The organism is Candidatus Paceibacterota bacterium (assembly GCA_035438625.1).
In the GTDB taxonomy this organism is placed as follows: Bacteria; Patescibacteriota; Minisyncoccia; order Phycocordibacterales; family DAORIS01; genus DAORIS01.
Genome location: DAORIS010000001.1, coordinates 1 through 19805, shown reverse-complemented (window position 1 = coordinate 19805; position 19805 = coordinate 1). Strand labels below are relative to the sequence as shown.

The window sequence follows — 19805 nt, the reverse complement described above, 5'->3', positions numbered from 1 at the left end:
TTGTTGATACTAACATTAATGTTTCCATAAATGAAAGTTAGCTTGCTCTAGATTTTCTACTCGCCTTTTTTTGCTGTGCAACCTTCTGTACCTGCTGTTCTGCTGCTTTTTGTTGCGCCAACGCTTGTGCCTGTGCCTGTTGATTTGCATGTGCAGCAGCTTCTTGAGCCTGTTTTTGTGCTAGCGCTGCTTGCTGCATCTTAAATTGAGCCTCTGCAGCTTTCTTTTGTTTTTCATCTGTTGCTTTTTGGGCAAGGACCAACTTTTGTTCTTGCTCAAGACGCTCTTCTTCTGCACGAGCAGCCTTTTCTTGTTCTTCACGCTGTTTCTCATATAACTCGTGTTCTTGAGCAATCTCAATCTGCTTTTGTATTAACTGCTTACTAATTAGAGCTTCTTCAGCCAATATTTTTCTATTGTGTAAGATAATTCCTCCAACGAGCATCAAACCAACAAGCATAAACGTTACCAACACATTTTTTATATCTTTTTTCATATATTTTTATTCAAGTTTTTGCCACATGTGCGTATCGCTTTTTCGTACATCGCACTCTGCACACTTAAAATCATCGGGAAGATCTTCCCATTTTGTTCCAGGTGGAATTCCACGTTCAGGAAACCCCCTTGCTTCGTCGTAAATCCAACCACAATCTAAACATATATATTGAGCCATACTGGCATCATATATATATAGTATGAAAATTAGATGAATACTTTATGCCAGCGGCAATTGCACCTCAAAAGATGATCCTTCTCCACTAGTGCTCGTAACAGTTATTTCACCATCATGCTGTTCAACTATGGTTTTTACAATAGACAAACCCAATCCAGCTCCAACAACTCCAGTGTGGCTTCTTGCTGTATCAACTTTATAAAACCGATTAAAAATATTACCAATATCCTTTTGTGGTATCCCGATACCCGTATCTTTAACCGTTAATATTGCATTACCACCCTTTTTATTGAGAGAGACAATAATATTACCCTTTGGCTTATTGTAATCAATAGCATTTTTAACCAGATTCAATAGCAACCTCACTAAATCATCTGCACTACCTATTACAGACACATTTACAGAAACATGTTCTTCAATAGTGATATTTTTACTTTCTCCGTACGACTTCAGCAACTGTATAGTTTTAATACAAATATCCGAAAGTGAAACCTTACTATGTACATGAGTTGTGGTACGTACATCCTGGGCAAGAAACAATAGATCATTTGACAGAGCAATTAATCTTTCAGTTTCTTCCAACGATTCCTCTGTAAATCGTTTATAATCGTCAACACTTCTATCTTGTGAAAGTAACACCTCTGACCCAGCTTTTAATACTGCCAGTGGTGTGCGAAGTTCATGTGCAACATCAGCCACAAATCTTTTTTGTTTTATATGTGCCTTTTCAAGTGGCTCAAGGGTTTTCTTCGAAAGTGTGTATGACACAATAACAGTTAGTATTGAAAGAACCAAGTCAGAGAAAAGTAATATATTAAAAAGATTCTCTGCTGCCTCTTCGTGAAATTCAGTTTCTTCCATACCGTTTTCTCGATCTTCTCGTACATCTTCATTTACGTTTTTGACGAACAGTCCATAAACCAAAACACTAAATACAACGAGTATAAAAAATACTCCTGCGCTATAAAATGCGGTCAAGCGGAATACTGCCGCCCTAAATTCACTCTGTTTTGAATTTGTAACCGACACCTCTGATTGTTTCAATATATGTTTCATTGTCATCTTTCAGCTTTTTTCGAAGCTGTTTGATATACACATCAGTAATATTACTAAATGCACTATATGCAAAGTCCCAGCAATGTTCAAGGAGCAACTCTCTTGTAACAACCATTCCTGAATTTCTCATGAGGTATTCCAAAATGGAGTACTCTTTCATTGTTAGAGAGAGGGGTTTCCCGTGTTTTGTGACTATGTGCGTATTACTGTCTAACACAATGTCTTGCACCTCCAACTTATCAACAAACGCTTTCTGTGGCCTACGCAATAAAGCACGAGTCCGAGCAATCAATTCCTTCATATCAAACGGCTTCACCAGGTAATCATCGGCACCACTATCTAACCCCTCTACACGATCCTCAATCTCACCTTTAGCTGTAATCATAATTACAGGTAGATTGATATTATCCTCTCGTAAACTTTTACAGACATCCATCCCATCTTTTTCTGGAAGCATTACATCTAAAATAACCAGGTCATGTGAGCCAGAGCGAGCCATTCGCTCTCCCGTCTTTCCATCTCCTACCTGATCAACAGCATATCCCTCTTCCTCAAGCATTTGCTTGGTGTATTTGGCTAATTTTTCATTATCTTCAACTAGAAGAATCCTCATACCGAAGAGTATACGCCTTATTCATCTAAGATTCATTTTCACTTGATACTGTCACCCCATGAAAAAAGAATATGAATTTTCAGGTAAAGCGATGGGAACAGAATTTTCTATTGCAATAATTTCAGATTATTTCCCTGCAGCCGATGCTGCTTCAAAAAATGCAATTGATTCTATACATGAATATGAATCAAGGTTTTCCCGTTTCATCCCACAAAGCGAACTTTCAAGAATAAACGAAGAAAAAGACATGATTGTCTCCAATGAATTCATGGATGTAATAGAAAAATCATACACACTATTTGTACTCACAGGGGGAATTTTTAATCCATTAGTGCAAATTAAACGATTTGGATATACAAAAGATTTTTCTGAAATAGAAGATAGTGCTCAATTACTGAATGAAAATCTAGAAGAATATAATATTGATTTTTCTTCAACCTTAATTGACTCCAAAAATCATAAGGTTGTACTACAAGATGGACAACAATTGGATTTTGGTGGATTTCTTAAAGGATACCTAGCAGAATTATTGTGCAAACAAATTATGACAAGCTCTCCACACATAACTGGAGCAATTGTAAACATTGGAGGGGACTTATATACCGAAGGGAAAGATAGCAATGGAGAAACATTTCTTTTTGATATTTATAACCCAATTACTCAAAGTGACGATACCACCATTCCAATTTTTAACAGCGCATTAGCAACTAGCGGAACATACAAAAGAATTTGGAAAAGCGATGGTGTGCAAACAAACCATATCTTAGACATCTCCGGCATAAAAAATCCAGAAACAGCGATTGTGTCCTCTAGCGTAATTCACCCAGATGGTGGAAAAGCAGAAGCTTTTGCCAAAGTACTTTTATCAATTGAAAAGGATAGGGCATTACAGATACTCAAACCAGAAGATATTGGATACATCTTAATTACAAATACTGGTGAGTTAGTTAGAAATATTTAAAACCACTATGAAACTTTATTTACGAACTATAAAAATTCTGCAAACAGCATTTTTAGGAATTTCAATCCTACTAATGTTAACTTTGCCTCTCCTACTTGTCTTTAGACCTGAGTTAATCACGGACAAAACAATACTTTGGCTATATGGCATTTCTCACCTAGCAGTATTTTTTGTAATGTGCATTCGACCACTTGCTGACTTATTCCGTGGCACAACACTGATTCGACCACTTGTAATCCTTAGAAAAGAAGTCGGCGTACTTTCTGCTTCAATCATCGTATCTTTCATACTCTCAAAGACCATAGTTGACCCGTTTGGCTACATTGCATCTCTCGGCACATTTCCATATTGGTCAATGACCAATTTTGCACTCTTCGCTCACTTGGCTGATGTATCTGCTGTCATATTGATTGTCACATCAAACAACTTATCAAAAAAAGTCCTTGGTGGATGGTGGAAAAAGATACAAAAACTTTCCTACGTATATTTCTATGCGAGTTCGTTGTATGTACTCCTTGTACTAACTGATTACTGGATGCTGCTTTCAATGTTTATAGTTACCACTCTTACCGTACTTGCATATGTAAAGAATAAAGAAATGCGTAACTTAAGAGCACAAGCATTATGAAAATAATTAAAACTGGAGGAATAATAACCAATTGCACAAGCCTTACTGTTACCTCAAAAGAATTAACAATAACGCTTGATACTCCAATTGAATTCATTGCAGGTAGCTTTGTTAATATTTTTATGAATATTAACGGCATCACCACTAGACGTGCATATTCAATATCCTCTTCTCAAAGAGATCAGCGTACCATTTCTGTTGCTGTTAGATTAAACCCAGAAGGAGCAATGAGCCCTATATTTTGGAATACGAATGTTATTGGCACGCGAGTTGAAGTGATGGGCCCACTTGGACTTAATACCGCAGACAAAATGACGCATAATAAGATTTATCTTTTTGCTTTTGGCATTGGAGCTGGAGTTGTTAAGTCCCTCGCAGATTACTTCATCAATACTAAACCTGCCGAGGAAGTGCATATCATAACTGGCAGTAGAACTGAAAATGAGATCGTATATAAAGAATATTTTGATCATCTTGCTAAAAAAAATCACTCGGTTTCAATTGAATATGTAATTTCAAAACCTCAGGTACCAACAACACTAAATACAGGGTACATTCAAGACCATATTAACGGGTTGGATTTTAACAACGCAGATATATATACATGCGGCCAAGAAGCTGCATGCGAAACACTAATTGAAAAAATTAAGCAAATTAATCCAGTCCATTCAAACTATTTTGTTGAGGGATTTCACTAACCAAGGAGTCCTTGAAGTTCGTCCTTGTGTTTCTGCATAACTGCCATAGCGGCAGTCATTTGGTCTTTACCACTCTTCATTTCCTGCTGAATCTCAGCAGCAAGGGATGTAAATAGCTGTGGATTCTTTTCCATAGCACCAATAATCTTATCCTGCATTTCTGGAGGAACGTCCTTCATCTTCGACTTAAGCATCTGCTTCATTATGAAATTCTTGATCATGTGACAATCCTAGCTTATTTTCTGTTACTTTCCAACGATTCCCCATGTCGCCGGGTCTGTTCCCTTTCTGTACACAATAGGAGCAACGATGTTTTCCTTCCTCATCACTAGTACTTTGTCAGTAAATACCCAGGACGAGTAAATTTCATCAAATGAGGGGAATACAGAGCTGTTCTCATCAAACACTTCCTGAATTACTCGTACGTACGCATCTTCTCCAGCGTCTTCGGCGTGTAGCAGATCAAACATACCCTGAAGTTCTTTCGACATTTCTGTTCGAATAGACTCATCAATTAAAACAGATCGCTTTGGTTGAACTCTAATATGGATCACTCCAGGAATATTTTTAAATATCATATGTACTGATACCCCTTCAGGGACAATTGCTTTCCCTCCAATAAATCTCCAAGAAATATACTCAAAACCCGTTTCCGAAGAACGAGACTCAGCTGAGATATCAAAAAAAGTTTCTGTTCGGGACTCACCATGAACCCCTTTTTCTTGATGATATCCCTCGTATTGTCCAAATACCCATTTTCCAGGAGTAGCTGGGATAAGCGACGAGAGAAGTGTGTTTCGTGAAATTGCTCCTACAGCGGTACTTCCAAGCATTAATGCGTGGTTTTGACCAACGTCTTTTAGTGCACCGACTCGGTCATAGAATCCTCCACGATCGTCAATTCCTTTAGATTCAAATAGTGAAACAGTTATTGAGGCTATTGGATGTAGAGCTGCAAACTCTTTAAATACTGAACTAGCGGTAATTTTCTCAAGTTCAATTGCCTGAGCTTTTGCAAGATAGTGATCGATTCTATAGAGCTGATCCTTTGTAATTAAACTCTCAAATAGCTGCTCGAGTCGCTCTGCTGTTTCCACAGAGTGACCAAATGGCTTTTCTACCAGTACCTTGGTGTCTGGGTTAGAAAATACATGAGCAAACTGTGGAATAGAAAATTTGTGGATCAATCCTTCATACAAGTCAGGAGATACCGACCAAAAGAAAATTGTTGCTTTGGATAACTTTTGTGCAAATTCACAAAAATGTACAGGTTCATCTGCGTCAGCTTGAACATACTCACAGAGTGAAGAATAAAAATCCTTAAATCTTTCTTCTGAAACAAGTACTGGACTTTTATCCAAAAGAAATCGTAAAAAATCATCTGAGTTCCAGTCGCGCCTAGAAACTAAATATATCCGTAAGATCTGGGAAAGTCTTTTTGAATTCCATAGTTCAAAAAGTGCTGGAATAATTTTCTTTACAGCCAAGTCTCCAGTTGCTCCATAGAGTACAAAATCCTTCATATGCCCATTATATACAAATAAAAAGAGGAGACCTTTGGGGTCTCCTCTCGAATTGAAATGTGAGTGGAGTGTTAGCGCGGTGGATTACCGTCGCGAAACAGCCACAGAACGCGAGCGATTACAGAATCCCTGACGTCGTGTGTTACACGACTTATCAGACATTTCCTTGAGCACACAACGAATGTCCATCGTTGGGCCAGACCGTTTGTTAACACACGGACCTACATGCTTCGGCGATCGACTCATAGAGAGTCTCCCTTCGAAATTGCCCGGGAGGGCAGAAAGAAATGATGAACGTGACTACTCGGTAACTCCTTGTTACTGAAAATCTCGTCCGGAATATGATGCTATCATAGTTGCATGAACGCGCAATCAAAATTTCCAACAGGAATTGCAGGAGCTGCAGAACGCTCACACGAAGAAATGAAACCGGTACTCTTTGCACCTGACGCAACTGGTCCCAACACCCACTACTACATGATTCGTGGTGGAAGCCAGCTCGGTAATATCACCGCATGGGTTCCGGGAACAATTGGTGGTGAGTATATAAAAGCTTTTGGTCACTACCACATCACTGATTTTGTCGAAACATACACGGTAATTAATGGTGAAGGGGTAATGGTGATGCAAAAGCGTGGAAATACTAATGACGTACTCGAGTCATTTATTGCAGTTAAACTTACTAAAGGACAATCAATTTCTATTCCAGCCTTCTGGGGTCACGGCATGATTAACACCGGTATTGAATGGCTAGTTACAGTTGATGATAGTCCTGTTTCTGTTCCAAATAATAATTCTGATTCAAAAGAAGCAGATGCTCCTTCACATGCTGATTATGAACCAATCAGAACCCAAAAAGGTTTTGGATACTATCTACTTGAAGGCGAGAAAAACGCTATCGAATTTGTAAAAAATTCTACTTACACTACATTGCCAGAAGTGCGTTTTTTTGATAGTGTAACCGAGTTCAATCAATTCATTGCCCATGCCTAGGCTGTCGATTTCCGACAACTGAAGCGTGGGCTCTATTGCACATGCAAAAACGGCTCACTATCGCCCATGTAGCAGCGGAAATTCATCCTTTTTCTAAAAGCGGAGGACTTGGTGTCGTTTTGGGTTCCCTCCCAAAAACACAACACGACCTAGGTCACTTCGTACTTACCATCACTCCTTTTTATGAGCGACACATCGACACAAATCGATTTACGTTTGATGTCATTGCAGAAGACGTACCTATTGAAGTTTCAAAAGACCACTTTGAACACGTAGATTTTCTCGTAGCACAACCAATCCAAAACGATAACGGATTTAATGGAATCGCAAAGTATTTCATCCGAAACTCAACATTTTTCGGTGGAGAAGAGAAACTGTACGGATACGAACGTGAGAATGCTCGTTTTATGTTATTTAATGTTGCATCTTTACACCTTCTTAAATTCCTAGATATTCATCCTGACATTATTAACTGTCATGATTGGCACGCAGGACTTATTCCATATTTTCTTAAAGGCAGATACGGCCGTGATTCATACTGGAAAAATACTGCCACCGTATTTACCATCCACAACCTTACATACCAACTTGGTCACAACTGGTGGGAAATTCCCGTTGAGGAGCGCGACCTTGGCCGTTCACAACTTCCCCATTTTAACGACCCCTCACTTGAACGAATCAACTTTGCAAAGCGTGCAATATTAAACGCAGACAGTATTAACGCTGTCTCTGAAACGTACCGTACGGAAATCATGACCAAAGACTTTGGGCAAGAACTACACAGGACCCTTAAAAACAGACAAAATATTTTCTTCGGTATTGTAAATGGAATTGACTTTGATGCGTATAATCCACTTACAGACCCTGGTCTCTTCAGGCATTATAGTAGTAGCTCTCTTGGTAGACGGAAGGTGAACAAACGTGCACTACAAAAATTCTACGGATTAGAGCAAGATGACAGCATCCCGCTCATCTGTATGACGTCCCGCATCGTGGAACAAAAGGGTTTTCGCCTCATCATGAGCGTGATGTTGAGTCTCGTACGTATCCCAATCCAAATGATTATTATGGGTGACGGAGACAAGGAAATGCAATCCTTCTTTAGCAGTATCGCAAAAAAGTTTCCAAAACAATTCACTATCGTTCCATACGACAACCTTCGTGAGACATCACTCTATGCTGGTTCTGATATGTTCTTGCTTCCGTCACGATTTGAGCCGTGTGGCATCAATCAATTAATTGCTATGAGATATGGATGTGTACCGATTGTTCACCACATCGGAGGACTTGCAGACACCGTGACTGATTATGATCCGTTAGAAAAAACTGGAAATGGATTCGTGTTTGATAGGTATTCATCACGTGAACTGCTTGTGGCAATCGCACGAGCGACCGAGACATTTAAACATCGCTCTGCATGGAATGCACTTATTAAATCAGATATGAATGAAGCTAACTCATGGCTCATCCCAGCACAAAAGTACATTGACCTGTACTATAAGACCTTACGAATTAAAAAACGTTCTTCGGATATTTAATATATGAAGTGGATTCAATTTCATCACCTATACCAACCACCATCACAGGATGAAACTGTGGTTAAAACTGTTTCGCGGGAGAGTTACGACCGAATCTGTGCACTTCATGAAGAGTATCCGCATCTTAAATCCACCATTAACCTTTCTGGTTCTTTAATTGAACTACTCGAACAATATAAAGAAACTGTAATTCTTTCGCGTATTAAAAAGTTAGTAGAAAGTAGCCAAATAGAACTTGTCGGAAGTGTGATGTATCACCCACTGATGCCAAAGATCTCTATTGAAGAGGCTTCGAGGCAAATTACATTTCAAGAAGAAGCTCTAAAGCGCGTCTTTGGAGATGTAAAACTTAGAGGATTTTACTTCCCTGAGATGGCATATGACGCAAACATGGCAGTACTCATTAAGGAACGTGGATATGAATGGATAATCCTTGATGAAATTCACTCCAAAGAATCAGTCTCACCTGAAACTCCCTACAAAGACGCAGCGTCTGGCCTCAAAGTTGTATTTCGTGACCGAACAACTTCTAAGACATTCCCTCCTCAATATGTAACTGAAAACTTCTCACAATTTAAAAACAAAACAGTAATCATTGCCCACGATGGAGAGCTCTATGGGCATTGGCATAAGGATGATATGGGCTTTTATTCTCACATACTTACCAACAAAGAAATTGCTTTTCAGTTAATTTCGGAGTATATCGATTCCATGAGAGACAAGAAGGTAGAGCCTCTAGTCCTCAGACCAGCAAGTTGGGAATCAACCGAAGAAGAACTAGCTCTCGGAATTCCATATTCATTGTGGGATCATCCAGATAGTATTGTTCGAAAAAGTTTATGGGCCTTTGCAACATCGGTTGGCAACGTACTTGAAAAGAAAACTAAAGACCCTCATATTGGTGACGCAAGGCGTGAATACAGTAAAGGTCTTGCGAGTTGCGCATGGTGGTGGGCAAGCGAACGAAGACTCGGTCCATTTTCTCCACTAACGTGGAACCCAACCGAGATTGAAAAAGGGGTTAAACGTATCAACAACGCAGCACGAACACTGAAAAAACTTCCAGTAAAAACCCACGCTGCTATTGAGCATGAATATCACGCACTACTTGAAATGGTCTGGAACGAGCACTGGAAACGTTTCGGAAAAGAAAACGGAGAAATTAATGATGAAATAACCGACAATGAAGAAGCTTAAAATCGCACAACTGACACGACTCGATATTGACGTTCCGCCATTATTTCAAAGTGGATTGGAATTTATGGTTTCCTGGTTGACTGAAGAGCTGGTTCGACGCGGACACGAGGTAACACTCTACGCAACAGACAACTCAATAACTAAAGCGACCAAGCGCTCACTCATTCCTCAATCACTCATGAACCAGGATGAAATGTCTTGGTATCAACCAACTCGTGCCATCTGGAATGCATCGTTTGTCGCTGCAGAGGCTGATAAATTTGATGTAATACACACCCACTCTGCCGCACTTAATTTTTTTCTTCCCTTTATCAAAACACCAGTTGTCCAGACGCTTCACCATGCCATTAGAGATGAATTCTGGAAACCAAAACTTTTAAATGAGCCCTATAAGAGCCAGATGAAATATATTTTTGATCAATATTCAAAAATTAATTACGCTGCAATAAGTCAAAAGCAAGCTGACGCTTTCCTTCCAGCACAAGAAACATTCTTTAAAAATTACACGGTTATCCGAAACGGTATTCCCGTTGATCAATTTACCTATGAAGAAAATCCAAAAGACTATTTTCTGTATATTGGATATGTAAATGAAGATAAAGGAGCACACATTGCAGTAAAAGCAGCAGTCGAAACAGGATCGAAGCTCATTATTGCCGGAAATAATTACGGGTGCGAAGCATTCTTTAAAAAACACATCAAGCCACACCTTTCTCGTAAAATTAAATATGTAGGACCCGTTGGCTTTAAAGATAAAGTTGAACTCTATAAAAACGCAAAGGCGATGCTTGCACCACTTCAATGGGATGAGCCGTTTGGTCTTACACTCGCTGAGTCACAGGCGTGCGGAACACCAGTCATTGCATTCAGGAAAGGTGCTGCTCCAGAAATTATTAAAGACGGGGAAACAGGATTCGTCGTTGATACCTTTAAGCAGTTTATTAAAGCAATGGCAAAAATTGATACTATTTCAAGAAAGACCACTCGACTACACGCTGAAACTGAGCTTGATGTAAAACGTATGGCTGATGAGTACGAAGCGCTATACCTAAGACTCGCTTCAGATAAAAAGGCTTAAATTCCTCCATTTTTCCACCAACTGGCAGTCCAGTGGTGTTTTCCAAATGCCTCAGGAAACACAGTATCTTCTTTCTCAGGCTCAGTGTAATAGTATGGATAGAAAACAGAGTATTCAAATAAATGAACTGACTTTGTACCATCAGAAGACCTAATTTCTACCCTTCTACCTAAAACGCCCGGCGCATCTGACGGAACAGGTACTTGATCATTACCCTCATATTCATCTAAACATCGCTTTAAAAACTTAGGACCAGTTTGCTCAACAATGTCTCCTCCCGTTTCCATTCCGTGCCGGATTGATTCTGGAAGCCTATCCACCAATACCTTAAAGAAAGGTTGTCCCGCTTCACACCCAATGAGTGCGTTACATGGAATACCTGGATGCTCGTCGGCAATAAATGCATGAACACCATCTAAAATTGGTTCAATTGGTTTCAAAGGTTCAAAATCAGCGTCAATATATACACCACCATATTGTAAACAGACTTCATAGCGCAAAATATCGCTTTTCTTGGCCATACGGTCAGCCTCGTCAAACTCTTTCCTGTTAGTGATTTCAGGCAAATTCTGGTCAGTCCAGCGCATTACCGTCCACCCAGGATTCATTTCTTCCCACTGTGATAACCACAAAGAAAACTTCTCAGGAAGCGGAGCGTTTCCGAGCCAGATGTGATGGAAAATTTTAGGAATATAGAGCATATTGTTAGTATTCAGATATAATTGTACTAATGAAAACATCCAGTGAGTCCGCGTGGTACCAAGACGCCATCATATACCAAATTTACCCATTAAGCTTTAAAGACTCAGACGGTGACGGAATAGGTGATTTGCGAGGCATCATTAACTCCCTTGACCATCTTGCTGGAAAACCTGACTCACTTGGAGTAACAGGAATATGGCTCTGCCCCTTTTTTCCTTCTCCAATGAAGGATCACGGATACGACATCTCTGATTATTGTGGAATTGATCCACGTTTTGGCACCATGGAAGATTTTGAGGAGTTGGTACAAGAAGCAAACACACGAGGTATTAAAGTATTGATCGACCTTGTGACAAACCACACATCGTCAGACCATCCTTGGTTTAAGGAATCCAGAAGCTCAAAAAATAATCCTAAGCGTGACTGGTATATCTGGAAACAACCACATGAGGGAGGTTTGCCAAATAACTGGACAAGCGTTCCAGGAAGCTCAGCGTGGACACTCGATAAGACAACTGGTGAATATTACCTCCACCAATTCTTACCCGAACAACCTGATTTAAACTGGAGAAACCCTGAAGTGGTTAAAGCAATGTCTGAAGTTATTGATTTTTGGACAAGAAAAGGAGTCAGCGGATTCCGTCTTGATGCACTAAGCCATATTTACGAAGATCCAGATTTTAAAGACGAACCTGCTAATCCCCGGTACAGAGCATCACCTGGAGTGATTGCAAATGCGTCGTATGAGGCATTGCTCCATGTATATAGTAAAGACCAACCATCACTCCAAGAAGCAGTTTCTCTGCTCTCAACAAAAGCCCACAAAGCAAACCAATTTATCGTCAGTGAAACATATCTAGGTCCTGAAGGCTTAAAAAAGCTCTACGACATGTCGCCGTATCAAAACCACGCACCATTTAACTTCTTTTTGATTACAGAGCGATTTAATCCAAGCTCAATGCGAAGTTCAATTGAGAAATATGAGTCTCTCCTATCGCCAAAAAATATCCGCATCACCGTACTTGGAAATCATGACCAACCACGAGCATCAAATCGCCTCGGACAAGAATTTATTCGCATTGCTGCACTGTTCCAATTAACGCTTCCTGGTATTCCTTTTATTTATTACGGTGAAGAAATCGGCATGCGAAATGTTGATACCTCTGCTGGGCCACACCCATACCCTGAGCTCGCAAAAGATGGATTCACCTCTGAAAGCGGTGGGTGGAATCGAGATGAATCTAGAACTCCAATGCAATGGAATCAAGAGAGTGGCGTTGGATTTAGTACGGGAACCCCATGGCTACCAACTCCTTCACTTGATTCTCTCAACAATATTACTGTTTCTGATCAGAGAACTGATCCAAATTCCCTACTTTCGCTGTATAAATCTTTAATCGCATTGCGTAGGGCTGACAGTACACTCTCCTTGCCTCATATTTCGTTTATAGACGCACAAGAAGGCTTTCTTGCATATTATCGAGGAGAGGATAACTCGCATGCTGTATACCTCAATTTTACGAATACTGCTGGAACAGAAAACCTAGAGACGATCATTGGAGAAAGGAAAGTTTCTGTTACAATTCAAACAGATCCAGGTTGCACCATCACAGACAACGCACTCTTCCTTCCAGCTCACTCAGGCGTTATCTTGAAGCTTAGCTAACGCAAGCCCACCATATAACCCTCCAAAGTCTTCAAGTGTTGCCAATTTAAATTCTGGCAATCGAACATTGGTGGTATTGATTTTTTTGACCTCTGAGACAATCATGTCGAAGTCAATTCCTGGTTTTCTAACAACCATTGGTCCACCAATGATAAATACGTCTGGTGACCACTCGGTAACCATATTCCAGATACCGACAGCGGTAATTTCTGCAGAATGCCTCCAAAAATCTTCGTTAGTAATTGAACGTGGTTTTGCCCCAACCTTTTTTTCCACTGCTGACCCAGACACAAGCTCTTCCAGAGTCTGGTGTGAATAGTGATCTAAAATTTGCCTTCCAGGTTCAAACTGTGTTGTACCGTCAATCAATTGAGGGATATTTGATGGATCAAGAGAAATGAATGCACCACCTACGCCTGTACTGATCGTCATATATGCAAATGTCTTTGCGGAACTTCCAATCCCTGCTCCGTGCAATGCTTCTCCTAGTCCAACAAGATACGCATCGTTAATAACATACACGTGAGCACCCAAAAAAATGTCTGAGACATCCTTCTTAATATTTTTCCCCACAAGAGAGGAAATAAACGGACATGATGTAACGTTTCCTTCCGTATCACGGGTACCAGGAATACCCACAACGACAGTTTTAATTACAGCAGTTGCTGACGCATGTTTTACACGGTCTGCGCCCTTTGCAAGATGTGAAAGAATATCTCCATACGTTTGGGGGGTGTTTCCAATCTCTGCGCCGATAATTTTTTCACCATCGAGGGAGTGGCCCATACGGATATTTGAACCCCCAATATCTATCATGAAAATCATGGGTGTATTGTATCAGGCAACGTCATACACTGCTCTGCTGATGAAATATCCGGCCTCATACGGTCCATCCATCGTGAAATATCATCAGAAAACGTCTCTTTCGGGAATGTAATAATTTTAAAGCTCGCATCGGTATATGAATTAAATTGTTCATACTCTGGTGGAATTGGTCTGCCAGTACGAAACACAATATGTACTTGATCATACTGCCCTACACTGAGCGCATGTTTTAACTGGACAAGGTTTGTTTCCTGTAACGTCTTTGTCTCCGCACCGGTTTTAAAAATAATATGGTACTTCATGTAACAATCATCGTATGAGTACGAGAGGAGGAAAATATCCCGAAGTCCCACTCCATCTCCACGAAGTTTTTTTGCGAGTGAGTCATACTGTACACCAGAGGAAACGTGTGCAGGTACCTCCTTTCTTGCTTCGAGAACTCTATGGAAAAACGATATAAACAAAACACAATTCACTACAACAAGTATTCCTAAGAGCACACGTGCAGCTGAAGCAGTTACAGTCCTTGTTTCAAACTGAATAGTTCTGAATATATACCGAATGAACATTCCGCCGCACAAGATTACAAAGAATAACGAGAGTAGGTATGTTTGGTATATAAAATTTGGAGATTTTGCTTCAACGAGAGAAATTGCACCAAGGTTCCACATAAACCATAAAATACTAAACGAGAGTAATAGTTTTCTTCTCCGAGCAAACGAATCACCAAATCGAACAAAAAATACAATTCCAGTTACAAGTCCAGCAAAATATAGTGTCCATACGTGCGGAAGATACTGTTCGGGTAAGTATCCAGTTACGAAATAATGCCACGGGCGTGACCACCCTTCGTAGTTATCAAAGTGAAGGAATGGTGTCCAAATCTCTCTGATAAATGTATCCGGGTGACTGAGAAATAACATACCGTAAGAAAGAAGAAGTAGTACAAAAGCAGTACTAAACCCGCAAATTACGCGAGTGTTAATTCGCATGTGGTCGCGAATAAGTAAGAGTACAAATGTTGCCAGTGGAATTGCTCCAAGGGCACTTTTTGCAACTACCGGCAGGGTCACAACGAAAGCAATAAGAGAAATTTTCCAGAGTGAGTATAATTTTCTTTCTTGATGAATATCTTTTTGATACCAGAGTATTGCTCCGAAACTACAAATAATAAGCAGAGCGAGTAACACATCTGAATGATTAAACGCATGTCCAGTTATCAAATCTCGTGTAAAGGGAGTAATGATCCATATACACGCAGCAATTCCCGCGGCATATGTTGAAAAACGATTCCGCTCATAGAACCAGACGATGAAAATAAACAACATTCCTCCTATACCAAGCAATGCAGCATATGTAATTCTTCTTGCATCTGCATTGGGTTCCCCATCAAGCAGAAATACCGGGACAGGAATGTACGTATAAAACGGTGGGATGTGTTGCCAGTATTGATTCTCTGTCCACCTGGTATCATCGCTATCGAGTGCATTTATTCTGACTTGTGGTGGAAACGGGTCTCGCAAGATGTTTGCAGAAATCGCTGAGTGCAGGTACTCATCAATGTTATGAAAATCTATTTCAGAGATCTTTGGTTGTATAACATTCAATGACAAGCCGAAATACAATAAGAATAATAGAATTGCGGTGACGAGGTGAAACTTTCCTGTTTTTGAACTAACTTCTGGATTCATGATATTCCTGGTCAGTATTGATTGCCCAAATGTGATCTTTGTTTGAATTACCAGAGACTATGTTTTCTACCGCTGCCATTGCAGTTAACATTGAGTGATCTTGGTTGTTGTACTTATGCATTCCATTTCTACCCACTAAATATAGATTTTTTATTGTATCAACATACGTACGTAATTCATCGAATCGCTCATATGTTCCCGTATATGCAGGATATGCCTTTGGTTGTCGTATTACTGTACCGTCTAATACATGTTCTTCTGTAACTAATCCCATCAGAGCCAATTCTTTCACTGCAAGTTCTCTCAGCGATTCATCATTCATACTCCACAGAGAATCTCCTTCTCTACAAAAATATTCAACACCAATCCATATCTTATCGTCGTGAGGATTGAGATACGGACTCCAGTTATTAAAGAGTTGTACTCTTCCCGCATGCATTCCTTTTTCCTGTACATACATCCATGTATCATCCGGAATTTCTGTAGTATCACCTTTTCGAGCCAGAATGCCGACGGTTAAAAAGTCTCGGTACGGTAACCCCGAAGCAATTGTATGTACTTCTTGTGGTGCATGACTTCCAAGTGCCTTAACGAGATGTTTAATTGGCATCGATGAAATTACCACTTGTGCCGGTAGTGTTTCGGTTATACCTGACGCGTCTTTTACTTTCACTCCTGTGACCACATCACCGTCTGTATGAATTTCATACACTTCTTTTCCAAAATGAATTTGTCCACCTTTTTCAACTACCCGTTTCGCAACTGTCTCCCATAGATGTCCCGGCCCATACTTTGGGTACATAAAATGTTCTATGAGACTCGTGTGTGTTTCCTTTGCTTTATAGAACCTAAACACTTTATGCCACCAAGAACGAAGTGCACTACCAATAGCAGCACCGAGCGATAATGCCTTTACACGCTGGTGACCCCAATCAGGTTTAATTTCTGTACACTTCATACCCCATACTTTTTCTGTGTATTCTTTAAAAAATGTTTCGTACAACTCTTTTCCAAATCTATTGATAAAGAAGTCCTCTAGAGTTTTTTCTTTTCGCTTAAACAATTTTGCAAGCAGGTAACTCCAGCCAACACGAATAGTTCGTACAAATCCTAACTTTCGCAATGTCTCGAACGAAAGTGATAGTGGGTAATCGAAAAAATTTCCAGCAAAAAATATCCTGGACTTACGTTTTCTAATGAGCATCACCTCATCATGTAGGTCCGGATCGGGTCCAATTTCAGGAAGTGAGATTGTATGTTTCTTTCCTTGGTATGAAATACTGATATCTTCATCAATTGTGTGAACTGCTTGAAGGGGTAAAATATTATTCCACCACGAAAGAACTTTCTCTGATTTTGAAAAGAATCGATGCCCTCCAATATCAATTTTATGACCCTTATAATCTTCGGTTCGGGATATTCCACCAACCATATTTGAAGCCTCAATAATGATAGGCGTTATATCTGCCGAACTATGGAGAAGTTCATACGCAGCTGTAAGGCCTGCTGGTCCTGCGCCTATAATTATGGCCGTTTTTTTCACTGTATAACTGTACCATAGTGGTAGAGGCTTTTTTTATCTATGAAATCTGCTCAAACATGTCGCGCAATGAGACATTTACCTTAGGGGTAATGAACTCCTCGTCAGCAAATTTATGGAGCATTACTGACTCAACGGTTAGTACACTTCGAAGTGCCAAATCTTTATTGATTTTTTTAACAAGCTCGGGGTTGGCTTCTAATACCTCATTCATTTTTGCCAGTGAACCTTCACGAAACTCTTTATACAATGCAATCGTCTTATTAATTGCCTCAGCGTTAAATATTTCCTTGTGTTCACTTTCCAACAGCGTCATTAATTCTTTGACAACTTTTCGAGCGATGATTGCTTGTGCTCGGTAGTACATATATCGCTCACCAATCTCTACACCAGGAACTAACTTCTCCTGAATTCTATGAAACACTTGAAGTCCCATCGGAAGGTCGGCGAGTCGAATTGCTTGTTCTTCTGATCCACGCTCAGCTTGTTCTCGTTGTAACTCTAGTTTAATAGACACACGACGCATCGCACGCTCGCTAATTTCACCGTACGAATACAATTGGCGTAGGAAATACTTTTCAATTCCAATTGCGTAGAGGCGTAAAATTCGTGCAAATAATCTTGGGTCAGTGTGTTTATGTAATGTTCCACATTCAGAAAGAGAGTCGGTGAGGAGTAAAGTATATTTTGTATCTAACTCAGTATATGTATCGGCATCAATGTACCCTTTTTCATTCAATCCCTTTATACGCTTTAAAACAGTCGTGTAAATAAGTACGAGTGTTTCTGCCTTCTCAAGCTCTTCTAGGGCCGAAAAACGGTCAATCTTGAGGCGCCTTATGAGTGGGCCAATAGTTAGTGCCTTTACAAACAAAGTGAAGAAAATACAGCCAATAGTGAGGGCTAAGAGAAAATCTTTTGGAGTAAAGGCATACTGCCATCCTTCAAAATACAGAGAGTCTGGAATGAGCAACACCATTGTAATCGCGAGTGCACCCCGAAGACTTCCCCACGCGAGTAAATGTTGCCACGGACGAGGAATGTTCTCTTCAATTTTAATAACATTAAGAAGCGCGACAATTGGATATATTGAAAGTGAACGTGCAATCATCACCACCGCGATCGCAGCAAGAATTGGAAGAATAAATACCCACAATGAAATTTCAATTTGAACAAACAAAAGTCCAAGCAGGAGAAACACAAGCGAGTTAGCAAGAAAGGCAAACTGACCCCAAAACTGCTCCACAAATTCAGTAATTTTTGGTGACAATTTGTATCGTCCGTAATTACCCATAACAATTGAGGCAACCGATGTAGCAATGATGGACGAAATCTTAATATCCTGACCAAAGAGATGAAGGTGCGAAGAAATGAGCTCACTTCCGATAAACGTTAAGTGTGCCAGTGCAATTGTCAATGTAATACTTACCGCATCACTTGCCCGGGCAAAACCAATCAACTTTGCAAAGAGCCACCCTGTAAAGAGTCCAATCAAGCAACCACCAGCAATCATAGTTGCAAACATTAGTATTCCTTCAATGATTGACAGGCTTCCATTAAATCCTTCAAGTGCAACTCCAAGTACAATCAAAAACAATGCATATGAAGTACCGTCATTAAAAAGAGATTCTCCTTCAAAGATAAGTGCCAGGCGTCGTGGAGCGCCGTATTCTTTAAATAGTGCAAGTACAGCAACAGGATCCGTTGAAGAAATCAGCGCACCAAACAGAAGTGCGAACATAAATGGAATTCCATATCCGATCAACCCAAGTACCCACCATATTCCAAGAGCAACCAAAGCAGCTGATACCAAAAAACCTACGATTGAAAGTAATGAGATCGAGGTGATGTTTTCAAAAATCTTTCGAGCATTCATCCCATACCCAGACTCAAAGATGAGGATTGGAAGAATGATATAGAAAAGAAGTTCAGGCGTAAGACTAAATTCTCTAATAAATGAAAAAGCTCCAATTTGAGAAAGTGGAACAAGCAAAAGTCCAGCAATAACAAGCAAGACTGAATACGGGATCTTTATCTTTCGAGACAATAAATACACCCCGCTAGATACTGTGAGGAACGAAAAAAGCGCGAGTACGGACTCAATTGAGATTTCCATAAATATTTACGTACGAAATTGCAATAGTACAACGATTTTAAAAAGTGTCAAAAAGATATCCACTTTTATCATAAACTGTGGACACGACGGGAATCAAACCCGCAATCCCAAAATGGTAAGGTTTGAGATCTAGATCACTAGCGTGCCCTCGATATGAGTTACCATTTCATACCGTAGATGAGTATATGAAAGTGAGTATGAATTTTCTTTCAAACGAAAACACCGGCGTTTAAGCCGGTGTTTTCTGATCTCAAACCTTACCAAAATTAACTATATATTTTTCTGTCCTACTGTCAACATTGTGGAC

Annotated in this window: 19 protein-coding genes; 8 read left to right on the top strand and 11 right to left on the bottom strand. The window is 40.0% G+C overall.

The genetic code is table 11. The features are described from left to right. Positions 1-37 precede the first annotated feature (37 nt). The 4 genes from PLF31_00095 to PLF31_00080 are packed head-to-tail and all read right to left on the bottom strand — an operon-like array spanning position 38 to position 2342. Positions 38-496: a hypothetical protein gene (locus tag PLF31_00095; GenBank protein HRH25863.1), complete on the bottom strand. Its 459-nt coding sequence runs from the start codon at positions 494-496 to the stop codon at positions 38-40. 6 nt (positions 497-502) lie between these two features. Next, complete coding sequence (locus PLF31_00090) at positions 503-673, bottom strand: rubredoxin (protein HRH25862.1); 171 nt, start codon at positions 671-673, stop codon at positions 503-505. Between the two features lie 42 nt (positions 674-715). Then, the gene (locus PLF31_00085; GenBank protein ID HRH25861.1) at positions 716-1729 is read right to left on the bottom strand and encodes an ATP-binding protein; all 1014 of its coding nucleotides are present in this window, start codon (positions 1727-1729) and stop codon (positions 716-718) included. Next, a complete protein-coding gene (locus PLF31_00080) occupies positions 1674-2342 on the bottom strand; it encodes a response regulator transcription factor (GenBank protein ID HRH25860.1) in 669 nt (222 codons plus the stop codon). Before PLF31_00080 ends, PLF31_00085 begins: the two co-directional genes overlap by 56 nt. A 58-nt stretch (positions 2343-2400) precedes the next feature. Between PLF31_00080 and PLF31_00075 the strand changes: the two genes are divergently transcribed. The 3 genes from PLF31_00075 to PLF31_00065 are packed head-to-tail and all read left to right on the top strand — an operon-like array spanning position 2401 to position 4629. After that, positions 2401-3303: an FAD:protein FMN transferase gene (locus tag PLF31_00075; protein ID HRH25859.1), complete on the top strand. Its 903-nt coding sequence runs from the start codon at positions 2401-2403 to the stop codon at positions 3301-3303. 7 nt (positions 3304-3310) lie between these two features. After that, entirely contained in the window at positions 3311-3931 is a 621-nt protein-coding gene (locus PLF31_00070; protein ID HRH25858.1) for a hypothetical protein, read from the top strand. Next, positions 3928-4629, top strand: coding sequence for an FAD-binding oxidoreductase (locus PLF31_00065; GenBank protein HRH25857.1), 702 nt, complete (start codon positions 3928-3930; stop codon positions 4627-4629). Before PLF31_00070 ends, PLF31_00065 begins: the two co-directional genes overlap by 4 nt. On the opposite strand, the gene PLF31_00060 is transcribed toward PLF31_00065, so the two are convergent. Continuing rightward, on the bottom strand, positions 4626-4850 hold the full coding sequence (locus PLF31_00060) for a hypothetical protein (protein ID HRH25856.1): 225 nt from the start codon (positions 4848-4850) through the stop codon (positions 4626-4628). The two genes, PLF31_00065 and PLF31_00060, sit on opposite strands and share 4 nt — an antisense overlap. A 24-nt stretch (positions 4851-4874) precedes the next feature. Next, entirely contained in the window at positions 4875-6152 is a 1278-nt protein-coding gene (locus PLF31_00055; protein ID HRH25855.1) for a hypothetical protein, read from the bottom strand. Between the two features lie 360 nt (positions 6153-6512). On the opposite strand from PLF31_00055, the gene PLF31_00050 reads away from it, so the two are divergent. The 4 genes from PLF31_00050 to PLF31_00035 are packed head-to-tail and all read left to right on the top strand — an operon-like array spanning position 6513 to position 10958. Next, positions 6513-7145, top strand: a complete 633-nt coding sequence (locus tag PLF31_00050) for a glucose-6-phosphate isomerase family protein (protein ID HRH25854.1) — start codon at positions 6513-6515, stop codon at positions 7143-7145. Positions 7146-7186: 41 nt separating this feature from the next. Beyond that, positions 7187-8683: a glycogen/starch synthase gene (locus tag PLF31_00045; GenBank protein HRH25853.1), complete on the top strand. Its 1497-nt coding sequence runs from the start codon at positions 7187-7189 to the stop codon at positions 8681-8683. Positions 8684-8686: 3 nt separating this feature from the next. Further along, positions 8687-9880, top strand: a complete 1194-nt coding sequence (locus PLF31_00040) for a hypothetical protein (protein HRH25852.1) — start codon at positions 8687-8689, stop codon at positions 9878-9880. After that, entirely contained in the window at positions 9867-10958 is a 1092-nt protein-coding gene (locus PLF31_00035) for a glycosyltransferase family 4 protein (GenBank protein ID HRH25851.1), read from the top strand. Before PLF31_00040 ends, PLF31_00035 begins: the two co-directional genes overlap by 14 nt. Here the strand turns inward: PLF31_00035 and PLF31_00030 are convergent. After that, positions 10955-11659, bottom strand: a complete 705-nt coding sequence (locus PLF31_00030; GenBank protein ID HRH25850.1) for a glycosyltransferase — start codon at positions 11657-11659, stop codon at positions 10955-10957. The genes PLF31_00035 and PLF31_00030 overlap by 4 nt on opposite strands. A gap of 29 nt (positions 11660-11688) precedes the next feature. Between PLF31_00030 and PLF31_00025 the strand changes: the two genes are divergently transcribed. Then, a complete protein-coding gene (locus tag PLF31_00025) occupies positions 11689-13326 on the top strand; it encodes an alpha-amylase family glycosyl hydrolase (protein ID HRH25849.1) in 1638 nt (545 codons plus the stop codon). Here the strand turns inward: PLF31_00025 and PLF31_00020 are convergent. The 4 genes from PLF31_00020 to PLF31_00005 are packed head-to-tail and all read right to left on the bottom strand — an operon-like array spanning position 13300 to position 19498. After that, positions 13300-14151 carry an ROK family protein gene (locus PLF31_00020; GenBank protein ID HRH25848.1) on the bottom strand — a complete coding sequence of 284 codons (852 nt, stop codon included), beginning with the start codon at positions 14149-14151 and terminating at the stop codon, positions 13300-13302. The two genes, PLF31_00025 and PLF31_00020, sit on opposite strands and share 27 nt — an antisense overlap. Then, on the bottom strand, positions 14148-15842 hold the full coding sequence (locus tag PLF31_00015; GenBank protein ID HRH25847.1) for a hypothetical protein: 1695 nt from the start codon (positions 15840-15842) through the stop codon (positions 14148-14150). Before PLF31_00015 ends, PLF31_00020 begins: the two co-directional genes overlap by 4 nt. Further along, the gene (locus PLF31_00010) at positions 15826-17385 is read right to left on the bottom strand and encodes an NAD(P)/FAD-dependent oxidoreductase (protein ID HRH25846.1); all 1560 of its coding nucleotides are present in this window, start codon (positions 17383-17385) and stop codon (positions 15826-15828) included. The genes PLF31_00015 and PLF31_00010 overlap by 17 nt, the downstream gene beginning before the upstream one ends. A 37-nt stretch (positions 17386-17422) precedes the next feature. Next, entirely contained in the window at positions 17423-19498 is a 2076-nt protein-coding gene (locus tag PLF31_00005; protein HRH25845.1) for a sodium:proton antiporter, read from the bottom strand. Positions 19499-19805 lie beyond the last annotated feature (307 nt).